A 23,907-nucleotide genomic window follows, 5' to 3' on the forward strand; every position below is an offset into this window, starting at 1 on the left:
GAATAAATGGTCTTTGGTTTGTGGTTGTTTAGCCATGGGCCTCATTCTACAGCTCCTTCGGTTGCCATGGAACCGCTGCCGACACGATTAATATCAGTGTTCGGGAAGAACTCGGACCAGACATGCCAGAATGCGCCTGCGCGCAGGGTTTCGACACGTTTTAGCTGACCCTGATCTGAATGGCCCCAAAAATCGCAATGGCTCACAGGTTGACCAAAGTCGTTGTACCAAACGCCTAGGCTTTCATACTTTGGATCCAAGCTGACCACGACATCTCGTCCGCCGACATTGGAATTCACGATCCACTCGTTCTCGACGATGAAATCATCAGTCCAGCAAACCGCATCCTTACCGATCGTAATTCCCCAAACGTAGGTTTTATTTGGTAACCGATCGTCCGAACGATCCATGTTGTCCATCACGGGCGCGTCTTCCTGATGCTGGCGTCCGATGCCCCAGCCAAACGTGATCTCGGTCATCATATCCAGCAGGCGCAAAAATGGGTTCGGGGATGGCTTGTTCAGAAATACCTCACCGTCAGGATAGGCCTTCTGAAACCCGCGGAACGTCATTCGAAAGGTTGGCCAGGGCTCCATTTGCGCTTCGGGTCGAAGGGGGCAGGCAGGACCGTCGGAGTTAGGGTCGCGGTCCGCCTCGCGGAAACCATAGATGTGCTGGATCGGCTCGCCCATGTCGTTATCGCGCAGGATTAGGTTATTGCCATGCTGGGCCAAAACCTCGAGATTCAACCGTCGTCCTTCTATTCGCGGAATGTAACCCTGACCCAGATTGGCCATAGCGCAATAGGTCATGACCACGTCTTCGCCACCCAAGCCATCTACATTCCCGGCCAGATGAGGGCGCATAATCTGCGCATCCGGGTGCGCGCGGGCTTGGCCGTTGTTTTCGATGACTACGACGGGCGCAGTTGGTCCGACATATTTGCGGGCTTCTTCAATTGGAAAGTACTGGGCGTCATTGAGCTGGTTCCTTAGACCCAAATGCACCCAAACGTAGGGAAACCCATAAAGAAGAAGAGTAAGCACAGCCGCTATGAGCCAAAGCCAGAAAGGGCCAGCGCCCAAAAGGAAATGCGCAAGTGTTGCCGCTGCAAATCCGCCAAGTCCGATACCGATCAGGCGATATTCATTGCGGATAAAGCGCACCATATTCTCGCGCTTTACCTTCAGCAGCATTTGAGAGACGTCGCCAAGGTCTCTGAAATAGACAAAGCCGATCCCAAGGGATGTGATCAAACCCAGTGCAAAGAAAAGTAGTCCAATCATGTGATGATCCTAAAGGCTTTGGTGCGTCGCTGCCGTTATCGGTGTTATTGCTGCGGGGCTTGGCGTTTGATCAGGAACGCCTCAACCGCTTGTCGCGATTCTGGGCGCGTGTTTTCAATCCCTTCATAGGGCACGCCATAGGCCGGCGGACTATCTGGATATTTCTCTTTACGGGCCATGTGTCGGCCCAGAATTCGCACAAACTCCTGTCCACCCCAGGCGCCAACCTCGGTTGAGACTGAAAATTCCTCACGAGTGTCGCGATATAGGTCAAAGAATTCGGCGGCGATGGGGTTTTTGCCAGGTGGCGGCAAGATGAGTTTGAGTTGATCTTTGACGACGGCTTCGGGTTTTTTGTCTGAATAGATGATCACGTGGTCGCGGCGCGATTTTGCTTCGTCGTCGAAAAGCAATGCAGCAGATTGATCCACGCCGTCAATCAAGCGATCGCGTGGGACAAACTGATCGGCACCGGCGAAGCGAGCCATCGTTGTATAGAGATCGGAGATGTGGATGATGCTGTTGAGAAGGCCATCTGCTGTGATCATGCCGGGCCACCGGATAAATGCATCAACCCGTACACCGCCCTCGGTGGTATCGGCTTTACCGCCACGAAAGATCATCGGAGTGAACCCTGATTGCGGTGAGTACTTGGTGAAATGACCGTTGTCGCCCATTACTATAACGATTGTATTCTCAGCTAAGCCGAGCTCGTCAATTCTGGTGAACAGATCACCAAGCCATTGATCCAGCAACTGCATCTTGTCGACATAAAGTCCGCCGTTAGCGCTTTTAGGACCCGTTCTGCCGGTTCGTGTGTTGTCCAGCGGGATCATGGGCCAGTATTGCAGGAAGAATGGTTCTTCATCGCCAGCCAAACGCTCCAATTCGTCCATGGTCTTGTCCTGGAAGGCTTGGTTCATCTCGTCATACTTTGCGGCGTTCCAGCGCTCACCAGGTTCCATTCGGATTTCGCGGATCGGGCCGCCAGCTTCGCCTTCAATAACGGTCATCATGGCCGAGGCATCAGGACGGAACCACTGGTCGATGGTGTACTTATCATCGTAGTCCCGAATAGCCACCGAAACCTGTTCCTTGATCGCGTCATCATGGAAGATCGTTAGTTGCCCCTGTTGGTGGATTGCATGCTGGGCATAATCGAACCCCTGATTCATCGCCCAGCTTTCTGAAATATCCCCCATGTGCCATTTGCCAACGTGGCTGGTAGAGTATCCAGCCTGTTTTAGTACTTCCGCCAGCGTAACCTCTTCCCCTGAAAGGCCTTCCCCGGCGATATCAACCTGCGTGTTGCCCATTCCCATACGGACGGGTAGCCGCCCGGTCATTTGGGCAACGCGGGTCGGGGTGCAGGACGGTTCGGTATACATCCGAACCATACGCATCGCTTCATCAGAGAAATCATTGATGTTGGGCGTCTCATAGCCCCGGACGGCATTCAACTCGGGTATTCCCATATCTCCGAAGCCAAGATCATCGATCAAGACACTGACTATGTTTGGGGGTTGCCCCTTGTTCCTATCTCGAAAAGCCGCCAGAGCCTCATCAACAGCGATGTCATCTTGCACCCATTTATCCGCGTGTTGTGCCTGCAAAACATAAAACTCAGCATCGTGTTGGATTGGGCCTTCCTGCGCTTGCAAGGGTGGTGCCGTAACGCCTGCACAAAAAACCAGAAGCCATTGTAGTTTCATTCCGTCTCCCCCAGGTTTGAAGCCGAGCTTCGGTGTTTGATCTTAGATGCGTTAACCATTTGTAACATCGTTATATTCAAATATTTACTTAAATTTGCGACGTCACTGCCAACTCATGAATACATCACGGGTCAGTTCAGTTTCCGGACGCAGGTTTTCGATGCCCTCATAAGGGGTACCTTTGCCGATCTCTGAATGTGGATACTTGGCGATCATTTTCTGGTGGCGCTTTATCATATCCTGAAAAGATGCACCGGCCCAAAGCGAGTAGCCAACCAACGGGTGTTCCTCACGAGGGTCCCGATAGATGTTATAGGTTGGAGCAGCCGCGCCGGGTTGACCAGGGGCAGGAAGGTGCATCTTGAATTCTTGTTTAACGACCGAGCGCAAGACAGGACCTTCGTAGACATAGACATAGTCGCGCCGACCGTTCCCCTCGCCGTTCAACAGTAACGCCGTCTGGTCAATGCCGTCTATCACACGGTCCCTTGGGATAAAGGCGGTGGCTCCGGCAATTCGCGCCATTGTGGTGAAGATATCTGAAACATGAACGATGTCGCCAGCTGCAGTGTTGGGTTCGATCACACCGGGCCAGCGAATGAACGCATCGGTTCTTACTCCGCCTTCAAGATGCTGAGTTTTGCCTCCGCGATAGATTAGTTGGTTCAGGCCGGATGAGCCTTCATAGTGATACATCAGACCATTATCTGCCATCAGAACAACAATTGTGTTGTCCGCCGTGCCGGTTTCTTCAAGCTTGGCCAAGAGATCTCCGATCCATCCATCAAGCAGTTGCAGCTTGTCCGCATGAAACCCGCCATTTCGTGAAATTGCCTGATCCGGATAGACGAAGTTCAACGGGTACAGCGGCCAGTATTGCAAGAAGAACGGCGCATCCTCGGAGGCTACACGTTCGAGTTGCTCCAGCGCCTGCCGTTGATATCGTTCGTTCATCTCTTCATATTTGGCCTGCGTCCAAACCTCACCGGCTGACATGTCTACTTCCAGGGCGGGCCCACCGGCTTCGGCCTCGACACCGGTGACAAGACCATATGGCTTGAAGCGCTCATCCAGCAGGAACTGATTGTTCTGCCCCTCGGGCACGTAGCCGAGCATGGCGTTGGACCTCATTGCCTCGGGGATCATGAGGCTCAGCTGCACTTGCTGGTGTAGTGGAAATGCGGCCCAGTCGAATCCCTGATTGTGTGGGTACGATTGCTCAATGTCACCTTGGTGCCATTTGCCGATATGCGCCGTATTGTAGCCGACTTGTTTCAGTATCTCCGGCAATGTCACTTCGCTGGTCGGAAGACCTTCTCCGACCAAAGCCACTTTGACCTCTTCGACACCGGCGCGTATCGGGTGGCGCCCTGTCAGCATGGCGGTACGTGTGGGAGTACAAGAGGGTTCGGTATACATGCGCATCAGCGACATGCCTTCGGTAGCCAACTGATTGATGCTGGGTGTCTCGATCCCCATGACGTAATTCATCTTGCGGTCACCCATCTGACCAAAGCTTACATCATCGATCAAGATGTAGAGGAAATTAGGAGGCTTGCCGCCATTGGCCGCACGAATTTCGGTCAGCTTTGCGTCGACTTCAACGTCTTGCGCATCCCATGCCTCACCAAACTGCGCGCGAAGGAATTCGAACTCGCCGTCATGAACAATCGGGGTTTCCTGAGCAAGCGCGGAGCCGGCACCAATCAACAACGCAGGCAAAATGTATCTAAGTCTCATGTCAAACCTCCAAATCTTTGTTCCGTACCGATTCCGAATCAAGGCCATGCGCCTCCAGCCGTCCGTCAATACTGCTGCGCAGGTCCGAAAGGCTTTCTGCCAGATCGGCGAGATAGCGCATCTGAAGAACAGACTGCGACCTTGGCGGCACCGCCAGTTCGGCGAAGACCTCTTTGTAGTCGCGGCAAATTCGATCAAACTCTTGGTCTTTTGCCCGCAGGTCCCGCAGCAGGCGACCCGCTTCGGGAAATTGGGATTCAAAGAACTCATCATCCGTCATTGGCAGCGCCCTTCAGGCATTCGTTTGCCAAGCATGCACCCAACAGAAAATGTATTGAACGTACAAAGCCGCATGCTACCGTAGCACCATGGCGCCAAACCCTTATTGCGAAAGGATAGTTCTTTGACCGCCAGCATGGACGATCAGGAACAGAATGACATTCAACAGTTCTCGGCCGAGCAGGTGCGCGATGCGTTGGATAGGGTTCAGAAGTCAGATGAATTCAAAGGGTCCGCCCGCATGCGGTCTTTTCTGTCTTATGTTGTGATGGAATCGCTCGAGGGTCGTTCCGAACAGATACGCGCCAAAACCATTGCGATGGATGTTTATGGATACGACGCGGATGAGCTATTGAAACGCGAAGGCGTCGTACGTGTGGATGCGGGACGTGTTCGGCGAAAACTCCAAGCTTATTATGAAAGTAAGGGGATTGCTGACGAATTGGTAATCTCATTGCCTGTCGGAAGTTACGCACCCGAGTTTTTGCCAGGCTCCAATCGACGCAGCCAACCATTACGCGGAAGGCGGCAGGCTTACGCAGTCGTTATCTCGCTTTCACTTCTAGTAGCCGGTATTCTAGTTGGTGTTCTGATCGGCCGCGGTTCGCAATCTGTTGCTCCAATAACTGGCAAAGCTGCGATCTACGACGTGTCGCCAGCCCGCGTCGAAGCAATGAACCTAAGCAACGCTGGCCGGGATCTGATTTTTCCGGTTACAGATTTGGCAGGCCTTCAACCAGCGTTGTTGATATTTCAAACAGCAACTGAACGAGATCCGTTTTATTACGGGGGGTATGCTGGCGCTTCTCAGGTCGAAACCATGTTCGCCATCATGAAATCTGGCGATCCCGGTTCTGATGAGTTTTTGCACGCGGCCGACAAGAATAGTGCTTATGCTTTGGAATTGGCTCCGGATGCAGCATGGCCGCTTTCAGCGCGAGCCTGGTTTGAATTTGGGGTGGGCAATTACGATAGCGCAGTTCGATTATCCCAACGGGCCGTAGGTTTGGCACCCGATGATTCACATGTTGCTGAATTCGATGCCTTGATTTCCCTTTATACATCTGATTTAGAACGAGTTTTGTCTCAATCAGCGCGATATAGAGTCCTGGCCTCACAAGGAGGGGGACTTGTATTTGACAATGCATTGGGTGCAGCTCAGTTCCATACGGGAGACTATGCTGCCGCAATCAGGACGTTTGATGAAACAATATCGCGTGGTGGGCCGTTCGGACCAATTTCCGCAGCTTACCTTATGGCAGCCCACTGGAGGAACGGAGAACAAGCAGAGGCACAGCGGCTTGCAAAAGTATTTTCGGACACTTGGCCAAGCTTCCCTCTCGAAGCACTGAAGGCTCGAGTGTTTGTAGACCCGCAGCCAGTTCAAGAGCTGATCAGTGCAATGAAGGCTGCGGGTTGGTCAGGAACCGTCAGGCCCTGATTCTACGCAGTAGGATGTGTCACAATAAATTTGCTTAGATTGGAATGACATAAAGACCAGCATAAAAATACCAGCGCCATGCCGCGAAGTAGAGTTTGTTTGCGCCGCCCTCGGACAGCGCAGGTGTAACGGTAATAGTCATTTAGTGGCCTCCAAGCACAATCGCGCCGCATCCAGCGGGATACGGGCATCTTTGATTTCAATAGAAGGTAATGAAATCAGGCGTGAGGCAGGTCGCGGGTCAAACGCGCGGGATCGAGATCATTGCGCTCGGCAACGCGCTTGGCGATAAATTCGAAAGTTCGCGTTGCTGTGGTCTGTACGAAGCGTGGACAACTGTCTTGAATCAGAACGGACGTGTTGCTGATGCGGCAAGCTTCGCAATCAACGGTCACTGGTGCGCTGTCGCCATCTATATTTCCGCAGATGCCGCTCAACTGCCCGCCTGCCGCAATATAGGCGGTGAGTTCCGGGGTCGTAGACATGGGAGCTGTCCGATGCGCAAAGCTCAGCATTCGTGACTTTGGGCTCAGAGCCGACCTCAGATGCGGCGCGGCATCTGCCAGTTTCGCAGAACTAGCATCGTGGCAGAACGGCCCATAAGAGACATTCTACAACCGAGCGGATTACTGAAATACAGCGTTGCAAACCGGCGTTTGCTGCCAGTGCATACCCATTCGCAGCAATATCTACACTGTCCGGGAAAGACCGGAATTGGTCACGACAGCGGTCGTTCTAACATTTTGGCTGCAGACAAGCTGTCAGGCGGTACAAAAATCTCGCAGTATCGAATTAAAGAGCCCCGGCTTCTCTAAATGCGTCGCGTGAGCACATCCAGGTATCACGGCGAGGTTGGCGTCGGGAATTGATTGCCACAATTGTTCGGTTTGGCTCCATGGATAGGTCCGATCCCGGTCACCCCAAATCACCAACGTACGGGTCATGATATCCGCCAAATGTTTGGCGCCGCTCCAACTTTCCATTGCGTCGAGCCCAATTAGCATGGTTTGCAGGCTGCATTGTTCTGCAATCATAGCACAGTCCTCATAGGCCGCAGCTTTTCCCCGATCAAGAAACCAGGTTGCCGCAATACGTCTGGCCGTGGCTCTTGGTCCTTCTGTATTGGCCCGGCGCTTTGAAGTGTCGATCGTCTCAAACCGGCCGGGTAAAATGCCAATCGTTCCGGTGCCGTAAAGCACCAACCGGTCGATACGTTCGGGTGCGCGGGTAACCATTTCTTGGACGATCATCCCGCCCATTGAATGGCCGATCAGGATAAATCGCTCAATTCCCCGCCCGGTTAATTCGCACAGCGCCCACTCGGCAAATCCAGCAATACTGGTAGGGGCCTCGAGATGCGCATTCTCACCAAATCCCGGTAAGTCCAAGGCTACGACGTTGAAACCGGCCAGGGCTTCGACTTGCCCTAACCATTGTCGACTGCCGCCCAAAAATCCATGGACGAATACGACAGGTGTCATTTGCGCCCACCCTGTACAATGCGATCAAGGATCATGGCGCAGAAAAGGATCGCAAACCCGGCGAGGATGCCTTGGCCCACATTGGCATATTGCAATGCTTCCAGCACGTCCTCACCCAGCCCCTTGGCGCCAATCAGCGAGGCCACGACGACCATCGCCAGCGACAACATAATCGTCTGGTTGATCCCCGCGCGGATCGATGGGCTTGCTAATGGAAGATCTACCTTAGTGAGCAAGTACCACTTATTGGCACCGAAACTAATAGCTGCTTCGCGCACGCTTTCTGGTACACCACGCAGACCAAGAACGGTCAATCGTACCACCGGTGTGCCGCCAAAAATCATCGTGACCACAACCGCCGCTGGCTTTCCAACGCCGAAGAACGCAATCACAGGCACCATGAACACGAAGGCTGGCATGGTTTGCATGAAATCCATGATCGGCTGGATAAACGCATAGAACCGTGGGCGACGGGCAGCAAACATGCCGAGCGGAATTCCTATAACAATCGACAGACACGCCGCTGTCCCCAACAAGGCCAGCGTCGTCATGGCACCTTCCCAGAAACCCAGCAGGCCCATATAGGCCAGAAATGCGCCCGAATAGATCGCCGTGCTGATGCCCGCTGTCAGCCAGGTCAGCAGAATAATCAAGCTCGCAATCACGATCCATGGCGTCTGAACCAGTATGACCTCTAGCGCATCCAACAGAGTGCGGATGCCGAATGTCAGCCCATCAAAGAAGGTCTCGCTGTTGCGTACGCACCAGGCGATGAAATCTTCTACCCAAGTGATACTGGTCAGGCGGATGTTTGGGTCTGTCGGAAAATGGCTAAGCAGTGAAAAGCGCCCTGGGAAGCTGTAATGCAACATTGCCGCGGCGACGATTAACGCCATGAAGATTGCGCTGAACACGATCTGCGACACCGGCATGGCCGAACGGATCGAACGATCCGATAGCCACTCCGAGAAACGCGCCTCAAGCGCCCAGTTCGCCACCTGCGACTGTATGAATTTGATGATGATCAGTATGATCAGGCCGGTTAGAATGATGTAAGGACCTTCAGCTGCCATCGCCTCGGCCTCGGCACGGATACCCCCTATGTTTTCTTCAAGCGAGTCCACCGTTCGCTGATAGACATCGATCTTGTCCGAATTGTTTTCGATAGCCGCCGCCAATTGCTGACGGCGCAGTTCAAGCGTCCCTTCAATCGATGCAATACGCTCCATTGCCTCGGCTGCCAGATCGCCGAACAACCCTCGCGCAATCTGCACAAAGGCTATAGTTTCGAGGATCAGAAATGGTAACGCCCATGACCACAGACCTCGCGCACCGAACCAGACCGGACCAAACAATCCGGCCATCAGATTGAAAGTTGGTGTAAAGCGGGACGATGCACCAATCTTGTCGAAATTACGGATATAGTAGTCAGGGCTGGTGCGCACAAATGTGCGAATGCTTTCACGCCGCTCTTCGGCATAGGCAAGGGCCGCTTCGCTTTCGGTATCTTCCAGCGGGTTCACATCAGAAATGCTCATGACACTTCGGTCCCTTCGATCACGGTGCGCAACAGATCGGCACGGGTTATGACGCCAACATCCACGCCGCCGTCCTCCACAAGGATTGCGCTACTGTTGTCGATCGCCAGATTGATCAGCGTGCTCAGATTTTCGTCTTCATTCACGCGCGGGGCATCCGCCGATAGCGGCCCATGGGCCGCAATATGTTCTGGAATTGGCCGCATGACCGCATGGGCGCGCACCACTTTGAGGCGTGAAATACCTGCAACGAAATCAGCCACATAGTCATCAGCGGGGTTCATGACAATGTCTTCGGCTGTCCCGATCTGCACCACCTTGCCGTCCCGCATGATGGCGATCCGATTGCCGATGCGGACGGCTTCATCAAGGTCATGGGTAATGAAGATCGTAGTCTTCTTGAGAATCTTGCTCAGCCGGATGAATTCATCCTGTAATTGTCGCCGGATCAGCGGATCAAGGGCCGAAAACGGTTCATCCATCAAAAGCACGTCGGGGTTGGCGGCCAAGGCGCGGGCCAGGCCCACACGTTGTTGCATGCCACCGGACAGCTCGTGTGCGAACTTTGACCCCCAGGCACCCAGTTCGACAATATCGAGAATAGCAGCAGCCTGACGCATGCGTTCATTCTTGCTGACCTGTCGGATTTCCAGTGGCATTGCCACGTTATCCAACACCGACCGATGCGGCATCAGCGCAAAGTTCTGAAACACCATACCGATTTTGTTGTTGCGAAACTGCTGAAGCTCTTTTGGCCCCAAGGCCATGACATCAGTGCCTTCGATTTCGATCTTACCAGCTGTCGGCTCCAGCAATCGGTTGAAATGGCGAACCAGGGTGGATTTACCGCTGCCTGACAGACCCATGATGCAAAAAATCTCACCCCGGTTTACCGACAGGCTGACATCAGCGACACCGACAACACAGTTGTATTCGGCCAGCACTTGGGACTTGTCCAACCCGCGGTCGCGGATCGCCTGCAGCGCCACCTCGGGTCTGCCTCCGAAAATTTTCCAGACATTCGAAATTTCGATAACGGTGTCGTCGCTCATAGGTCCTCCAGAGATCTGCTTTTGGGTGGCGCCAACAGATGCCGCCACCCTGTTTCTGGAAGTGGGATCAGAGACCCAGCCAAGCGTCGACGCGATCCGGGTTCGCTTCGACCCATTCGCGGGCAACCTCTGCCGGATCGCGACCTTTGCCGCTGATCTCATAGGCGAAACCGCTGACATCATCCGCAGTCAATGCGAAATTCGCGAAGAAATCAGCAATCGCAGGTGAGCGGTCTGGCAACGTATTAGACCATGCGATCTGGACGTTCTTCAGGGCGTCTTTGGTGGCTACACTGGATTTGCTATACCAATCCGGATCGTCCGATGGCTGCACCATCACGTATTTTGCCGGGTCGAACGTCGGCTCGCTCAGCATTTGAACGTCGAACATGTACCAGACCGCGTGTGGCTTGTAGCAATAGAAGGCATAGCCCTCGCCTTTGGCGATGCTGTCTTTGATACGCGCGGTCTTCACGCTTTCTTCTGCACGCACGGGCTCGATGAAATCAAGCAGACCGTAGTCGCGCGTTTTCACCTCGTTCACATTGGCCGAAGCCCAGCCGGGGGCGCCAATCCACATCTCACCCTTGCCGTTGCCATCGCTGTCCATCAGGGCGGCGACATCAGGGCGGCCCAGATCAGCTATGTCGGTTATATTGTTGGCCTCACCAAAGTCCTTGCTGACGCAAAAACCCTGATTGCCTTCGTAGGGGTTCGAGGACAATGTTACCGTACCGGCCTCGTCGACATACTTCTTGGTAAAGCTCTCCTGATTGGGCAGCCACACATCTGGATGCACGTCGATGTCACCTTTGCCCTGATCCATGGCTTGAAAGATGGTTGCATTGTTACCGGGCACATATTCAACCGTCCCGCCGATGCGCGTTTCAACAACGGCACCCAGAAGATGAGCGATTGCCTGCGCCCCGGTCCAAGACGGCACACCGATTTTAACCTCTTCCGCCGCGAATGCGGGCATCGCATAGATACCTACCGCCGCTGCCATACCAAATGCCTTTAGCTTGTTTCTCATGATAGTCTCCTCTGTTGAATTGCGCCGTATTTTGGCGTCGTTTTTTTAGTCAATCTCATTCCCATCGCTCGGCGGTGTCGTACAAAGTCGTCTCGGGCTGCGACTTCGGACGGAAGGGGAAAAGGGGGACAAACCGCCAGGCCCTAGCTTAAAGTCTAGAGCATGAGGTTTTCTGAGGGCCAATTCGAACATTTCATCAAACTATTCCCGCAATGCATAGTTTTGAGTATGCTCGACCAATGCTTCCTTGGAAATGCAGGTACACACATTGGATTTGAACTGGCTGCGCGACTTTGAATGCCTCGCCCGGACACTGAACTTCACCCGAGCCTCCGATGAACGTAACATCACACAATCCGCATTCAGTCGTAGAATCAAAGCGTTGGAGAGCTGGGTCGGGCTGCCTCTGGTCAATCGCGCCACCTATCCTGTTCAATTGACAGAAGCAGGTCAACAATTCTTGCCGGTCGCGCTGGCGGCGATCTCACAACTGTCAGAATCCCGTCAATCGCTGCGGGATGCCGATCGTGGGGATAGCCGTTTCATCCGGTTTTCGGTCCTCCACACGATCGCGGTTAATTTTTTGGCAAGTCGCATCGAAGAGTTGCAGATGCAAATTCCCGATCTGCGCACTCGTGTATTGTCCGATTCCCTAAGCACCTGCTGTGACCTGTTGGTCGAGGGCGCAGTGGACATTCTCTTGTGCTACAACCACCACTCGGTTTCACCGATGATTGATGAAACCGCATTTGAGCGAAAAGACCTTTTAAAGGATCGTCTGGTGCCAGTGGCTACAGCTGATTCAGCGCGTGCCATGGGTTGGAGCCTCGCAGAGCAGGATGGCCCACCCATCCCCTATCTGGCATATGACCGTTCTTCGTTTTTAGGCATGGTTGTAGAAAATACCATAGACCGCAAACCCCTGAACGCCGAGACGATTTATGTTGATAGTCTGGTTGAGACAATCAAGAGACGCCTGATTACCGGAAGCGGCTTTGCCTGGATGCCCGAAACCGCGATTTCGCCAGAGCTGGACGCAGGATTGCTGGTGCCAATCGGCGATGACGCGTGGTGTGCCACCTTGACGATTTCCGCATTTGCCAATCCGGCGACCTTTGATCAGACAGCGCAACAGCTTTGGGACCAATTATGAACAAAGGTATCTGTTGACTTACAGATTGCCTCCGAACGCTGTGGCGCACTTATTCAATCGCCTAAACTTGCCCTGCGTGGGAAAATTCGACAATCGCCTGGACAAGCAGGTCAATCGTATCAATGGCATTGACCTCGGCCGCAACACTATCAGCGATGAGCGAGAATTCTGAGCAAGCCACAAGCTGCAGGTCGGCCCCTGCGGCAACAAGTTCTTTCGAGGCAACTCTTAGTGTTTCGCGCCCTTCATTGCACGGGCCGTCAGTCTTAATTTTTCGGATCGCTGCAAGCATTTTTTCATCGTCTGCCGGCCAAACAACCGAAAGCCCGAGCGTTTGCAGCGTTGTCTCGAATAGATAAGTACGTTGTACGGCTGGCGAGGCAAGCATTCCGATACATCCCCCTGACCCAAGCGTCCGAGCTGCATATTCAGCTGCCAGTTCGATCAAGTTCAGCAAGGGGATGTCCACGGAATCCGTAATCGCCTTGGCATAGTGATGGGCGGTGTTGCACGGCATCGCCAGCGCTAAGGCTCCAGCATCTTCAAGCCGACGCGCCATAGCGGCAAGCGTCGGCCCCGGATCCTCTCCGACGCCCTCGAGCAGATGACGAACCCGCGACGGCACCTGCGGGTTCATGTCGATCAACAAAGGTATGTGGTCTTGGTCATCAGTTGCGGGTACGGCCGCCACCAGCTTGCGCTGGAGGAGGATCGTCGCTTCGGGGCCCATACCGCCAAGAATTCCAACCGGGCGCAGTGTCATGGTTCAGACAGTCACCCAGCGGTTTTGATGATCAAAGGCAAAATCATACCCCCCAAGGGCTGCGGCACCCCCTGTGTGCAGGAACACAATCCGTTCGCCGTTGAACTCACCCTTCCGTGCAAGATCAATCAGACCGGCTGCACCCTTGGCGGAATAGCACGGATCGAGAAGGATGCCTTCGAGCTCTGCAAACATCTGGATCGCCTCTATGCCGCTTGTCGTTGGCAGGCCATAACCCTCGCCGACATAGTCAGTATTGGCCTTCACGTCTTCGCGCTTGACCACACCTGCGCAGCCCAGTTTTTCAGCAGTTTTGCAGGCGAGGTCAAAAACCATCTGTTCTTGCTTGGGCTGAGGCGCCCTTGTGCCGATGCCCAGCACGGGCACCTGCGCATTCATGGCACACATGCCCGTCACCAATCCGGCCTGCGTTCCTGAAGAACCGGTTGCATGCACCAATCTGTCAATTTGCAAACCGCTGTTATTTGCTTGTGCCAACAGTTCAAAGGCCGCGTTAACATAGCCAAGCGCGCCGGTCGGGTTCGATCCGCCGCCAGGAATGACATAGACATTGTGCCCTTCAGCGCGCTTCTTTTCCGCTGCCTTTTCCATCTCACCCGGCATGTCGTGGCCGCCGGGAAACTTCTCGGTGGTTGCGCCATGCAAATGATCTAGCAGGACGTTGCCGTTCGTATTGTAGTTTCCATTTTGGTAACCGGTGCGATCCTCCAAAAGGATGTGACAATCAAGCCCCAGCTTGGCGGCAAATGCAGCCGTCTGCCGACCGTGGTTGGTTTGCGTGGCCCCTTGGGTCATCACCATGTCGGCGCCCTGCGCCTCGGCCTCAGCCATTAGGAATTCAAGCTTACGCGTCTTGTTGCCACCGGTCGACATACCGGTGCAATCATCGCGTTTGATCCATATTTCGACCCCCAGCTCCTTTGACAATCGAGTCATGGGTTCAAGCGGTGTTGGAAGATGGGCAAGATGCAGGCGGGGAAAACGGGCAAGGTGCATGTAGTGGTTCCTAATATTTGCTTTTGTCAACTTACTACGCGCTGAGGCGCATTCCTAATTCGAACTTCGGTACATAAATTGCAGGAATTGCATGTTGTCACGAACTGCACTATCGATCCGCCATGCGTCTTGAGTGGATCGATGACATATTAGCCGTGCTTGATAGCGGCTCTCTCGCCCGCGCCGCTGAAAAGCGATTGCTGACGCAATCTGCGTTTACTCGGCGGGTGCGGCTTATCGAAGACAACATCGGCGCAACGCTGTTTGATCGCCGCCGCAAGCCAGTCTCTTTGATGCCAGGCGTGCGGGAACTGGAATTTGAATTACGTGAACTCAGCACCCGGCTGCATGGGCTTCGGCACAGCCTAAAAACCGCGAGTGATCAGGCCGGCAAGTCGCTGTCTTTCGTTTGCCAACACGCCCTCACAACGACGGTTTCCCCCGAAATTGTGCGTGTTTTGACTGAAGATGGCGAAACCTCGGTTCGCGTGCGGTCAGGAAATCAAGACGAGTGCCTACTGCATCTGATTTCGAAGGAGGTCGATTTTGCCATCATGTACGCGGTGCCTGATGACAAGATGCAAGAACCCGTCAACGTATTTGAAACCAAAACGCTGGGGATGGATACGTTAATTCCCGTCTGCGCGCCTGCTGTGCGTCCGCAAGTGACGGAAGCCGCAATTCCAACAATCAGCTACCCGCCCGAGGTTTTTCTCGGGCAGGTCTATTCCCGGATGATCGCCCCGCGTTTGCCTGAAGGTAAAACCGCAATACCCAAGGCCGAAACCGCGCTTACATTGGCCATTCTAGAATACGCCCTGAATGAAATCGGAATTGCCTGGCTGCCCCACTCGCTGGTCGCGACCCACCTTTCTGACGGCAGGCTTATGTGCATCGAAGATGTGCTGCCCACTCAAATTCTGGCAATCAGGATGGTCCGCTTGGCAGAATCTCAGCCAGATCATGCAGAACAAATATGGAAACAACTTGAAGACATTTTAAGTTTCTAGTTTTCCCGCTGCACTCTCTATCCCAAATGGCAAGCCGCCCCTAAACAGAAGGGCTTGATTTTCCCTTACACACCCTTCGCCAGACCGAAAAAAACGAAGCCCACACGCAAAACGCTTCGTTATCGGAAAACTGCTACATCCTAAGCACCTGATCCTGGCAGCAGTCGTCTCTCGAACAAAGCCGCCCATGCCGGTTTGGATGCGAACGTCTGCTATTCATCCCAATACAAATAAGCCCACACCCTTGACCAAGCGCCCTAGCACATTTAGGCAAAATTGATCTGCCCGCCGGGACGGCCCGGCCAGGAACGGCGCTTAGTCAGGACGACCTGATAAAACTGAGGTCGAAGATGACAACCAAACACAAAAATGCAAAGAAACTAATCGAGGGTCGACCCGCCCTAATCGTGATCGACATTCAGAAGAGCACGTTCATTGATAACAGCGCAATCCGCTCAATCGACAATATGCCGGGCTATAGGGAACGAATGATCGCGGCGCGCGATTTGGTTGACGCTGCACATCAAAACAATGTGCCCGTCATCTTCATTCAGGAAGTTCATCGTTCCGACCGGATCGACTTCGGCCGGGAGCTGGATGGCGATGAGGACATACACTGTCTCGAAGGTGATCCACGGACAGAGGTTGCCAAAGAAGAGATGGGATATCGCACTGGTGACTATTTAGTTCCGAAGCGGCGTTATTCTGCGTTTTTTGGAACCGATTTCGAAATTCTGCTACGCGGCCTGAAGGTAGATACTCTGATACTATGCGGAGGGTTGACCGATGTCTGTGTGCACTACACGTTCGTTGATGGCCACCAATCAGACTACTTTTGCCGCGTTGTGGAGGATTGCGTCGGCGGGTCATCGCTCCAAGCCCATGAAGCTGCGCTTAGAGCAATGGAGTATTTGCAAACCGGCGCTGTTCAGAACCGTGAAACAGTGATCAACGCGATCTCTTTACTCTGATCCGAAATGGCTTCTTTATTTCTATTTCACATTGCCTAAAGCCCAAACCAGCCATTGGAATGTGTCGAAGGCTGTTAGGTTGGGCTCAGAGCCGACCTCGGAGCAACCGCGACATCTTATTGGAGGGCTCAGATCGCGGCGATGAGGACGGCCCATACCTGCCGTTGACTCATCCACTGCCATGCCGCGAGCGCGGCCCGCTTTGCCGACATTCGCCGCACCTGCAAAATGAGATGGAAGAAGAATTCACACATCGCGGACGAAACGTGAATTAGCCGTGATTGAATGCACTTCAGCTTTCCCTCGCTTTTCAGACATTCGATTTAGGATGCCACACATCGCAAAGGTTCAGCCCGCTCTGTCCGCATTTCGGATCAAAGCGACCAGCCGTGTCACTAAGATACAAGAGGCAGCGGCGAGATAAAGCTGGCCTTAACGCCTGCGTAGGCAGGCCCGAATATTGACAGCCCCTTCTCGGATCTAAATGGGTCTGGCGCTGGCAGAATCACCACAGCGATATCTTGCCCTTCCACGACATCAGGGTTTGCAATGGGCAGGCCTGTTTGTGTGTCAAACAAGCAAATCAGATCAGGCACTGTCGCCAGCACCACATCATCCAGCCAACAGGCCATGTTTTCATTCTTGACGCTCACTGTCAGTTTGGAGCCGGCACCTGACAGCACAATCTGACCGATCGTAAATCCTTGGTCGGTCTTGTAAGTCACGGACTCTACCCTGCCAGAGAATACAACTGCCCCGTGACCCGCCTTGGCGACCAGAGCCGCAGAGTCCTCGCCCGCCGCGATTGCATCCCGACAGATTTCGCCCAAGTGCATTGCCTTTGAAATTGTTCCGGGGATCAACACATCGCGCAGATCCCGCATTGGCAGGGCATGGTCTATTGCTGCAATTGTGTTGCGGCTGACCTGACTGAGGGCGCGGACCAATGTCTCTGCGCGTTGGTCATCCTTTACTCTGTCGATAAGGAAGGATTCCCCGAATTGATTGACCGCATAGATTGGAGCGGCGGGAAGCCCTGCAAGGTAATAGGTTGAATGGGTGATCTCGGGAACTGCGCGCCCGGCTGGATCGGCGTCGATGATTTTATGTCCGTTCATAACGGCCGGGAAAAAGGCAGCCGCAGTGTTAGACCCACCAAGCTCGCAGGGGGTGGTGCCGTAAAATTCCTGCCCCAGGTGTTCCTGAAACTCGGCGTAAGCCTGCAAAAGCGGATCCATCTCTGCGTCCTGCATTCCTGCATAGACGCGTTCCTCCTCTGCGGTCATCGGGGTAATGGCACCCAACAAATAGGGTGTGCAGATCAGCGCCTCATCGGGCACATCATCCACACCTACCAGATCAAATGTCTTGCCTGCAGCAAGCGCCGTGTCGATCAATGCACGCCCTTCATTTATGTCACCGCCGCCGCCAGCGCCAAGAATGACTGCTCCAAATAGGATGTCTTCAAGATTCTGCCGCGTAAGCGTCTGCATGTCAGGTATCCTTTGATGTTCCAAAAAGTGCGACCAGATCCGTGACCCGCGACAGGATCAAAAGGATCGTCACCGTGAGCCCCACAAAGAGCATCGAAGCTGCCGCCACGACCGGAGAGTAGCCGTAGCGCACGTTGTTGAAGATCTTGATGGGCAGCGTTTCGACAACAAAGCCAGAGATCATGTTGGCGATCAGGTATTCATTCACGCTAATGATCGCGACCAGCGCAAAACCGGTGAACACATAGGGCGCGATCAAGGGAAAGACGACCGTGCGGAATACTGCAGCGGGTGTAGCACCCATCATTTGTGCCGCCTCAATCACATCATCTGTCAACGCTGCAAATCCGCGCGCGATGATCACCAAAGGCAGCGTGACAAAGAACACGCCGTGCGAAACGATCGTCGCTTCCATTCGGCCATACCAGCCGACCTCGGCCCAGAACAGGCTGGCCCCTAAGGCAAGGATAATGGGGGGCAGCATGAAGGGGCCAAGCCCAAGCGCAAATGTCAGCTTGGCAAAACCTGACTTGGTTCGCCAAAGGACATAGTTGATCGCAAGCGCCAGAACAGTCGAGATCAGGCCCGCAATCATGGCAATGAGTAGCGAGCGCCCAATGGCGGCCAGCCATTCGGTTTCGGTCAGCAGCTGTTGATACCACATCGCCGAGAACGCCTCGGGCGGAAAGGAGATGTTCTTGGAAGCCCCAACAGAGACGCCCAGCACCACAAGGAAGGGCGCGGTCAACAGAAGGGCGATCATCCAGAGGTAAAGGTTTCTCATGTCCGGCGCCCTCGGGTCAGGACGGCGGCAAGGACCAGCACAAGCATCGTCACGATCAGCATCACAACGGCCAACGCAGCCCCAAGTGGCAGATTTGCATCCCCCAGCGCCTTGTCGCTGATGATAACCGTCATGGTCCAATCTTTGGGCCGGCCCAACATCGTGGGCATCACAAAGACGCCGAGCAGATAGACAAACATCGTCAGCGTGACAGACAACAGGCTGACCCGAAAGGTCGGCAGCAGGACCTTGAAGAATACCATCACAGGAGGAGTGCCGAGTGTTACCGCTGCCTCTTGAATACTGCGGTCGCGCCGCGAGACGGAAGGATAAAGGATCAGAGAGACGATTGAGAAGCCAAGGAACACCAGACCAATCATCATCGCGCCAAAGCTGGGGGATAGGGAACGCGGATCGTTCCACACTCCAAGCCATCCCAGCAGGCGCGGGATGCCAGCACTTTCGGACATTAGGATCAGCCAGGCAAAGCCAATGATGACCTCACTCAGGCACATCAGAGACAGCAGCAAGATGATCCAGAACAACTGCCACTTGCGGCCAAGATCGGACACAAACAGAACAAGCGGGAACGCAAGGGCAACAACCAGCACCGCTCCAAGGGCTGAGGAGTAGAGCGAGCGGAACGAGACGGTGTAGTAAAAACTGGAAAAGAACTTGGCGTAATTTTCCCAAACGAAATCGACTTTGTAAAAGCCCATGGGGTCGGGCTGATAAAAGCTGACCACAATCATAAAGATCAGCGGGACGACAAAGAAAACGGCCATCACCCCAAAGGCCAAACCGCCAATCAGCCGTGGCCCATATGCCGGGGCTGCCATCATGCTGGCAGTTCCCAAGCATTGCCTTCATCCCATGCAACACCGACGGTTGAACCAATATCAAAGCTGGGCCCTGCTCCTGCGATCTCACTTTGATGAAGGGTTTGATCGCCAACTTTGATCTCACGTTCAAGCAATGCACCAAGACGGCGTTGACGCATGATTTGCCCCTCCAGACCGCCTTCGTGCGTGCTCAACATGATAGCTTCGGGACGCACAGCGATTGGTGGGCGACCCGCCCGTTCGATAATGTTGTTGATGCCGATGAATTCCGCGACAAAGCGCGTCGCTGGGCGAGAATAAAGCGCGTCGGGGCTTGCGGCCTGTTCAATCTTGCCACCGTTCATCACGACAATTCGGTCGGCCAGCGCCATCGCTTCGCGTTGATCATGGGTCACGAAAACAGTTGTCACTCCAAGATCACGCTGAATGCGTTTGACTTCCTCTTGCATCTGATCGCGCAGGGCGGCGTCTAGGGCCGAAAACGGCTCATCCATCAAAAAGATTTGCGGTTGCAACGCCAAGGCGCGCGCAATTGCGACACGCTGCCGCTGACCGCCAGACAGGGCGGCAACAGAGCGTTTGGCCAAGCCGCTCAGGCCTACCATGTCGAGCAGTCGGGTCACTTCGGCAGCCGATTGCCGGGCCGCGATCCCGCGCAGGCGCATACCATAGCCGACGTTGTCGCCGACGTTGATATGAGGAAACAGCGCAAGCGATTGAAACACCATGCCGATATTTCGTTTGTGGCAAGGAACTTTCGTCAGGTCTTCAGACCCGAGCAAGATATCGCCTTCGTCGTGGCTCTCTAGCCCCGCTATCAGACGCAGGAGGGTTGTCTTGCCGCAGCCGGACCCGCCCAAAAGGCAGATGAATTCACCGTCCTCAACAGCGATGGAAATATCACTTAGCGCCTCAAAGGAGCCAAAGGATTTCCTCAGATTCGTGATGGTCAATGCAGCCACAGGTGCCTCCGCTAAGTCGTGCGGCGGGCCGCATGGGCCCGCCCGCATTTGTCTTACTGTGCGATCATTTCCTGATACTTGGTTTCCAACCAATCGCCTTCACGCAAATGGATGTGGGTCTGAACGCGGATCGGTGTGATCTCGCTGCCAACGGCTGCAAATTCTTCCTCTGTCAGATCCATGCTGTCGCGAGGCACAACCGGGAACACACCCATTTTGCGCGCCATCAAGGCCTGTGTTTCCGGGCGGCTCATGAAGTCCAGAAATTTCTCGGCGGCTGCGATGTTTTTGGAATCGCGCGGTACAACCCAATAGGCATCCGATACGATCCCGCCTTCCTTTGGAAAGGTTGAGGCGACAGGTTTTCCGTCCCAGATCGAGAGCATGGTCACATCGTGGTAGTACAGCCCCGCGTTCAATTCACCGCTTTCCAAGGACTGCTGAAACTGGCCTTCATCGCGGTACCACAGGCTAACTTGCGGTTTCAGCTCTGCGATCTTCGCGATGACCTTTTCGATCCCTTCGCGCGTCTCAAGCACGTCGACACCCCCAAAGAAAGTTGTCGCAGTGACTTCCAAAAGACCGGAGTTCGGCGTTGTCACGATACCCAACTTGCCATCCCATTTTGGCTCCCACAGCTCTGCCCAACTTCCCGGCGCATCTGCTGCATATTCGGTATTGGTCACGAAAGTTGTGTAAAACGCCAACGCGCCCACCGCATATGCATTGCCAGCATCGGTTAGTTTCACATAACCATCTGACAGGTTTTGCGTCCCTGCCATGTTGGCGGGATCGAGCTCGGCCCAAAGCCCCACTTCATTGCCGCGAAACAGAACTTCGTCCACCACAAGGGACAAATCAGCCGGTGCCTGCTTGGCCCGCGCGGCAGCCATCAGTTGCGTCATCCAGGTTGAGTCTTCGGGTTGTGCAAGTGATTTGACCTCAATCCCCGTCTCCGCAGTGAACAGAGGATAAATCTCTGCCGCCAAGGTCTCTTCAAAAAAGCCACCCCAAGCGCTGACGGTCAGTTCTTCGGCCCACGCCGCGCCTGCCAGGCCCATAATGATACCAGTTGTAGTGAATAGTTTAGGGGTCATACCCATGTTTCGCCTCCCGATGATGTCCAGTATTAGAATTGCCTAAAAGCTAGAACCGGGTGAGCGGCAAAACCATACTGAATGCCTTATGTTTGCATAACCTGGTCGACATGGCCCTGCGTCGCTGTTTTTGTGGTGGCATGACAATGGGGTGAAAACCACGTGAAACTTTCAGATATCGACCTGCGTTTGCTGCGCGTGTTTCAGGCGGTCGCCATCGCGGGTGGGTTTGCCAAGGCACAAAGCGCCTTGGGAATATCACAACCAGCGATCAGTGCGCAGATTGCACGGCTTGAAGATCGTCTGGCGCTGCGGCTGTGTGATCGTGGGCCCAAAGGGTTTGCTTTGACACGCAAGGGTGAGCAGGTTCTGAGTGAAGTCACCGCACTTTTGGAGCAGATTGACGAAACGGCGATGCGTTTGAACGCCATCAGCGCGCCCGCTGCCAAACGCGTCCGGATTGGCGTCGTCGACTCAATGGTAACCGATCCTAACAACCCTCTGATTTCTGCACTGAGAAAACTTCGGGACGAGATGCCCGGTCTTAAGGTCAGCATCGGTATCCTTGATTATCTGGCGTGTTTCGAAGAGCTCAGGGCAAACCGCATCGATATTGCACTTCTCGGGATTGCGGGGAACGAACGTATCCCCTCTGAGGTCGAAGCACTGCCGCTGTATCGCGAAGCGAGTAACCTGTATTGCAGCCCCGATCACCCTTGCGCGGCTGTTTCCAATCCTCAGGATCTTAAGACAACTTTGGCTGCATCTGAAATCTCAGCCCATAGTTTCGTTTTCAATCCGATCGACAAGGACCTCGATCCTATGTTGCTGGATCACTCAGAAGGTGTTGCGCAAGACACAATCGAATTGACGGCCTATCTCGCGCTGTCAGGCAGTCATGTTGGCTTGTTGCCGGATCATTACGCGGCACAATGGGTACAGGCTGGCAGGCTGATATCGCTTGCTCCGTTAAGTGATACGATCTTTTCTGACTTTCATGCAGTGCGGCTGAAATCCCCTTCAAAAGACGCGATATTGGACTTCATCTGGGACTCAATGGGGGGGGAATCCGGCTGAGCCAAATCAGAAACTCACATCGCTGTGCATTTGATCATGGCGCTTTGCTTGCGCAGTTTGGGCACCAAGACGTCAAATACATATGTAACTAAGCACTGGTGCTGCCCTACCAAATGTCGGCTTTTTGCAGTTAGCCGACGCTAGTTAAAATTGCAGCATTCGGCATAATGGGCTCCCAGCCGACCTCGGATGCCGCGCGGCAATCGTGTGATATGGTGCCTCGTCAACGTCAGGTTGTCGTTGTGGGAGGGAATGGCGGATTGGAGGATCAGTCATGGAAACACCAAACCTACCTGCCATTCGCGCACTTCGCCCTGCCTGGAACAAGGGCCGCATCGTCGGGCAGAAACGGCCGCTGAAACCAAAACACGTGTGGGCAATCAGAGTCCGACTTGAGCTAGCTGAGAACCACCGAGATCTCGCGCTCTTCAACATGGCGATAGACAGCAAGTTGCGCGGCTGTGACCTCGTGAAGATGAAAGTCGTCGATGTGATGGCGTCGGGTCAAATCAAGGAACGGGCGTCCGTGCTTCAAAGCAAGACGCAGAAACCCGTTCGCTTTGAGATATCCGAAGGGACGCGTGTATCTGTCGAAAAATGGATGGAAGACGAACTGATGGTGGGCTCGGAGTACCTTTGGCCTGGCCGCTTCCATGAGCGCTTGCATATCTCGACCCGCCAATATGCGCGAATTGTTAGGGATTGGGTGACATCGATTGGCTTGGAAGCGAGCGCCTACGGCACGCATTCGATGCGGCGGACTAAAGTCACTCAGATTTACAAGAAGACCGGAAACCTTCGTGCAGTTCAGCTCCTTCTTGGACATACCAAGATGGATAGCACGGTTCGGTATCTGGGTGTTGAACTCGAAGATGCCCTAGCCATCGCGGAAGCCATTGAAATCTAACGCACTTGGGCCGTCTTCACGGACGGCCCATACCGGCCGTTGGCCAATGGGTAAATATGCTGCGGTCGCAGCCCGCATTGCCGACCTTCACCGCGAGCGCGAACCCTCGGCTCGCCGAACGCACACATCGCGGACAAAGCTGCCTATCGCGGCAGCGCAGCAAGTGCTCGCTGAGGGAGATCTGCCTGCAAAAAACCTCTGCATTCTGAAAAAAGTTGCATAAGTAGGTGTCATTTCTGTGAAAAGCAATGCGGACGTTTGACCGCCAA

At 54.1% G+C, this 23,907-nt stretch carries 22 protein-coding genes; 6 read left to right on the forward strand and 16 right to left on the reverse strand.

The window, feature by feature from the left end; translation table 11 throughout:
• Positions 1-41: 41 nt before the first annotated feature.
• The 4 genes from AC2FGB_RS10935 to AC2FGB_RS10950 all read right to left on the reverse strand — a co-directional run bounded on the left by AC2FGB_RS10935 (position 42) and on the right by AC2FGB_RS10950 (position 5,018).
• Positions 42-1,286, reverse strand: a complete 1,245-nt coding sequence (locus tag AC2FGB_RS10935) for a DUF3179 domain-containing (seleno)protein (protein WP_282022306.1) — start codon at positions 1,284-1,286, stop codon at positions 42-44.
• 44 nt (positions 1,287-1,330) lie between these two features.
• Positions 1,331-2,998: a sulfatase-like hydrolase/transferase gene (locus AC2FGB_RS10940; protein WP_496694418.1), complete on the reverse strand. Its 1,668-nt coding sequence runs from the start codon at positions 2,996-2,998 to the stop codon at positions 1,331-1,333.
• A 102-nt stretch (positions 2,999-3,100) separates the two neighbouring features.
• On the reverse strand, positions 3,101-4,738 hold the full coding sequence (locus AC2FGB_RS10945) for a sulfatase-like hydrolase/transferase (protein WP_142639693.1): 1,638 nt from the start codon (positions 4,736-4,738) through the stop codon (positions 3,101-3,103).
• A 1-nt stretch (position 4,739) separates the two neighbouring features.
• Entirely contained in the window at positions 4,740-5,018 is a 279-nt protein-coding gene (locus AC2FGB_RS10950) for a hypothetical protein (RefSeq protein ID WP_496679028.1), read from the reverse strand.
• 135 nt (positions 5,019-5,153) lie between these two features.
• Here AC2FGB_RS10950 and AC2FGB_RS10955 point away from each other — a divergent pair, with 135 nt between their 5' ends.
• Positions 5,154-6,458 carry a tetratricopeptide repeat protein gene (locus tag AC2FGB_RS10955; RefSeq protein ID WP_496694417.1) on the forward strand — a complete coding sequence of 435 codons (1,305 nt, stop codon included), beginning with the start codon at positions 5,154-5,156 and terminating at the stop codon, positions 6,456-6,458.
• A 218-nt stretch (positions 6,459-6,676) separates the two neighbouring features.
• Here AC2FGB_RS10955 and AC2FGB_RS10960 read toward each other — a convergent pair whose 3' ends face one another.
• The 5 genes from AC2FGB_RS10960 to AC2FGB_RS10980 form a co-directional block, all read right to left on the reverse strand.
• Complete coding sequence (locus AC2FGB_RS10960; protein ID WP_281995970.1) at positions 6,677-6,943, reverse strand: hypothetical protein; 267 nt, start codon at positions 6,941-6,943, stop codon at positions 6,677-6,679.
• A 276-nt stretch (positions 6,944-7,219) separates the two neighbouring features.
• The gene (locus AC2FGB_RS10965; protein WP_271952030.1) at positions 7,220-7,939 is read right to left on the reverse strand and encodes an alpha/beta fold hydrolase; all 720 of its coding nucleotides are present in this window, start codon (positions 7,937-7,939) and stop codon (positions 7,220-7,222) included.
• The gene (locus AC2FGB_RS10970) at positions 7,936-9,477 is read right to left on the reverse strand and encodes an ABC transporter permease (protein WP_271952028.1); all 1,542 of its coding nucleotides are present in this window, start codon (positions 9,475-9,477) and stop codon (positions 7,936-7,938) included. Before AC2FGB_RS10970 ends, AC2FGB_RS10965 begins: the two co-directional genes overlap by 4 nt.
• On the reverse strand, positions 9,474-10,529 hold the full coding sequence (locus tag AC2FGB_RS10975) for a quaternary amine ABC transporter ATP-binding protein (RefSeq protein WP_271952026.1): 1,056 nt from the start codon (positions 10,527-10,529) through the stop codon (positions 9,474-9,476). Before AC2FGB_RS10975 ends, AC2FGB_RS10970 begins: the two co-directional genes overlap by 4 nt.
• 67 nt (positions 10,530-10,596) lie before the next feature.
• On the reverse strand, positions 10,597-11,562 hold the full coding sequence (locus tag AC2FGB_RS10980) for an ABC transporter substrate-binding protein (RefSeq protein ID WP_142639707.1): 966 nt from the start codon (positions 11,560-11,562) through the stop codon (positions 10,597-10,599).
• Positions 11,563-11,815: 253 nt separating this feature from the next.
• Between AC2FGB_RS10980 and AC2FGB_RS10985 the strand changes: the two genes are divergently transcribed.
• Positions 11,816-12,715, forward strand: coding sequence for a LysR family transcriptional regulator (locus tag AC2FGB_RS10985; protein ID WP_281973759.1), 900 nt, complete (start codon positions 11,816-11,818; stop codon positions 12,713-12,715).
• Between the two features lie 61 nt (positions 12,716-12,776).
• On the opposite strand, the gene cuyB is transcribed toward AC2FGB_RS10985, so the two are convergent.
• Positions 12,777-13,478: a cysteate racemase gene (gene cuyB / locus AC2FGB_RS10990; RefSeq protein WP_496694416.1), complete on the reverse strand. Its 702-nt coding sequence runs from the start codon at positions 13,476-13,478 to the stop codon at positions 12,777-12,779.
• Between the two features lie 3 nt (positions 13,479-13,481).
• Positions 13,482-14,495 (reverse strand): D-cysteate sulfo-lyase, encoded by a 1,014-nt coding sequence (gene cuyA, locus AC2FGB_RS10995; protein ID WP_496694415.1) that lies wholly within the window; start codon positions 14,493-14,495, stop codon positions 13,482-13,484.
• Positions 14,496-14,617: 122 nt separating this feature from the next.
• Here cuyA and AC2FGB_RS11000 point away from each other — a divergent pair, with 122 nt between their 5' ends.
• Positions 14,618-15,505 carry a LysR family transcriptional regulator gene (locus tag AC2FGB_RS11000; protein ID WP_496694414.1) on the forward strand — a complete coding sequence of 296 codons (888 nt, stop codon included), beginning with the start codon at positions 14,618-14,620 and terminating at the stop codon, positions 15,503-15,505.
• 350 nt (positions 15,506-15,855) lie between these two features.
• Positions 15,856-16,476 (forward strand): cysteine hydrolase family protein, encoded by a 621-nt coding sequence (locus AC2FGB_RS11005; RefSeq protein ID WP_299664310.1) that lies wholly within the window; start codon positions 15,856-15,858, stop codon positions 16,474-16,476.
• Between the two features lie 395 nt (positions 16,477-16,871).
• Here AC2FGB_RS11005 and AC2FGB_RS11010 read toward each other — a convergent pair whose 3' ends face one another.
• From AC2FGB_RS11010 to AC2FGB_RS11030, 5 genes are read right to left on the reverse strand one after another with little or no spacing between them, the layout of a single operon-like run.
• Positions 16,872-17,969 (reverse strand): S-methyl thiohydantoin desulfurase family protein, encoded by a 1,098-nt coding sequence (locus AC2FGB_RS11010; protein ID WP_496694413.1) that lies wholly within the window; start codon positions 17,967-17,969, stop codon positions 16,872-16,874.
• A 1-nt stretch (position 17,970) separates the two neighbouring features.
• Complete coding sequence (locus AC2FGB_RS11015; protein WP_496694412.1) at positions 17,971-18,753, reverse strand: ABC transporter permease; 783 nt, start codon at positions 18,751-18,753, stop codon at positions 17,971-17,973.
• Entirely contained in the window at positions 18,750-19,595 is an 846-nt protein-coding gene (locus AC2FGB_RS11020; protein ID WP_496694411.1) for an ABC transporter permease, read from the reverse strand. Before AC2FGB_RS11020 ends, AC2FGB_RS11015 begins: the two co-directional genes overlap by 4 nt.
• Positions 19,592-20,557 (reverse strand): ABC transporter ATP-binding protein, encoded by a 966-nt coding sequence (locus tag AC2FGB_RS11025; protein ID WP_496694410.1) that lies wholly within the window; start codon positions 20,555-20,557, stop codon positions 19,592-19,594. Before AC2FGB_RS11025 ends, AC2FGB_RS11020 begins: the two co-directional genes overlap by 4 nt.
• Positions 20,558-20,610: 53 nt before the next feature.
• Positions 20,611-21,660, reverse strand: a complete 1,050-nt coding sequence (locus AC2FGB_RS11030; protein WP_496694409.1) for an ABC transporter substrate-binding protein — start codon at positions 21,658-21,660, stop codon at positions 20,611-20,613.
• Positions 21,661-21,816: 156 nt separating this feature from the next.
• Here AC2FGB_RS11030 and AC2FGB_RS11035 point away from each other — a divergent pair, with 156 nt between their 5' ends.
• Together AC2FGB_RS11035 and AC2FGB_RS11040 are read left to right on the forward strand one after the other, a co-directional pair.
• A complete protein-coding gene (locus AC2FGB_RS11035) occupies positions 21,817-22,731 on the forward strand; it encodes a LysR family transcriptional regulator (RefSeq protein ID WP_496694408.1) in 915 nt (304 codons plus the stop codon).
• A 274-nt stretch (positions 22,732-23,005) separates the two neighbouring features.
• The gene (locus AC2FGB_RS11040) at positions 23,006-23,638 is read left to right on the forward strand and encodes a tyrosine-type recombinase/integrase (RefSeq protein ID WP_496694407.1); all 633 of its coding nucleotides are present in this window, start codon (positions 23,006-23,008) and stop codon (positions 23,636-23,638) included.
• The last annotated feature ends 269 nt before the right edge of the window (positions 23,639-23,907 follow it).

Source organism: Ruegeria sp. CDSC021, assembly GCF_059610845.1.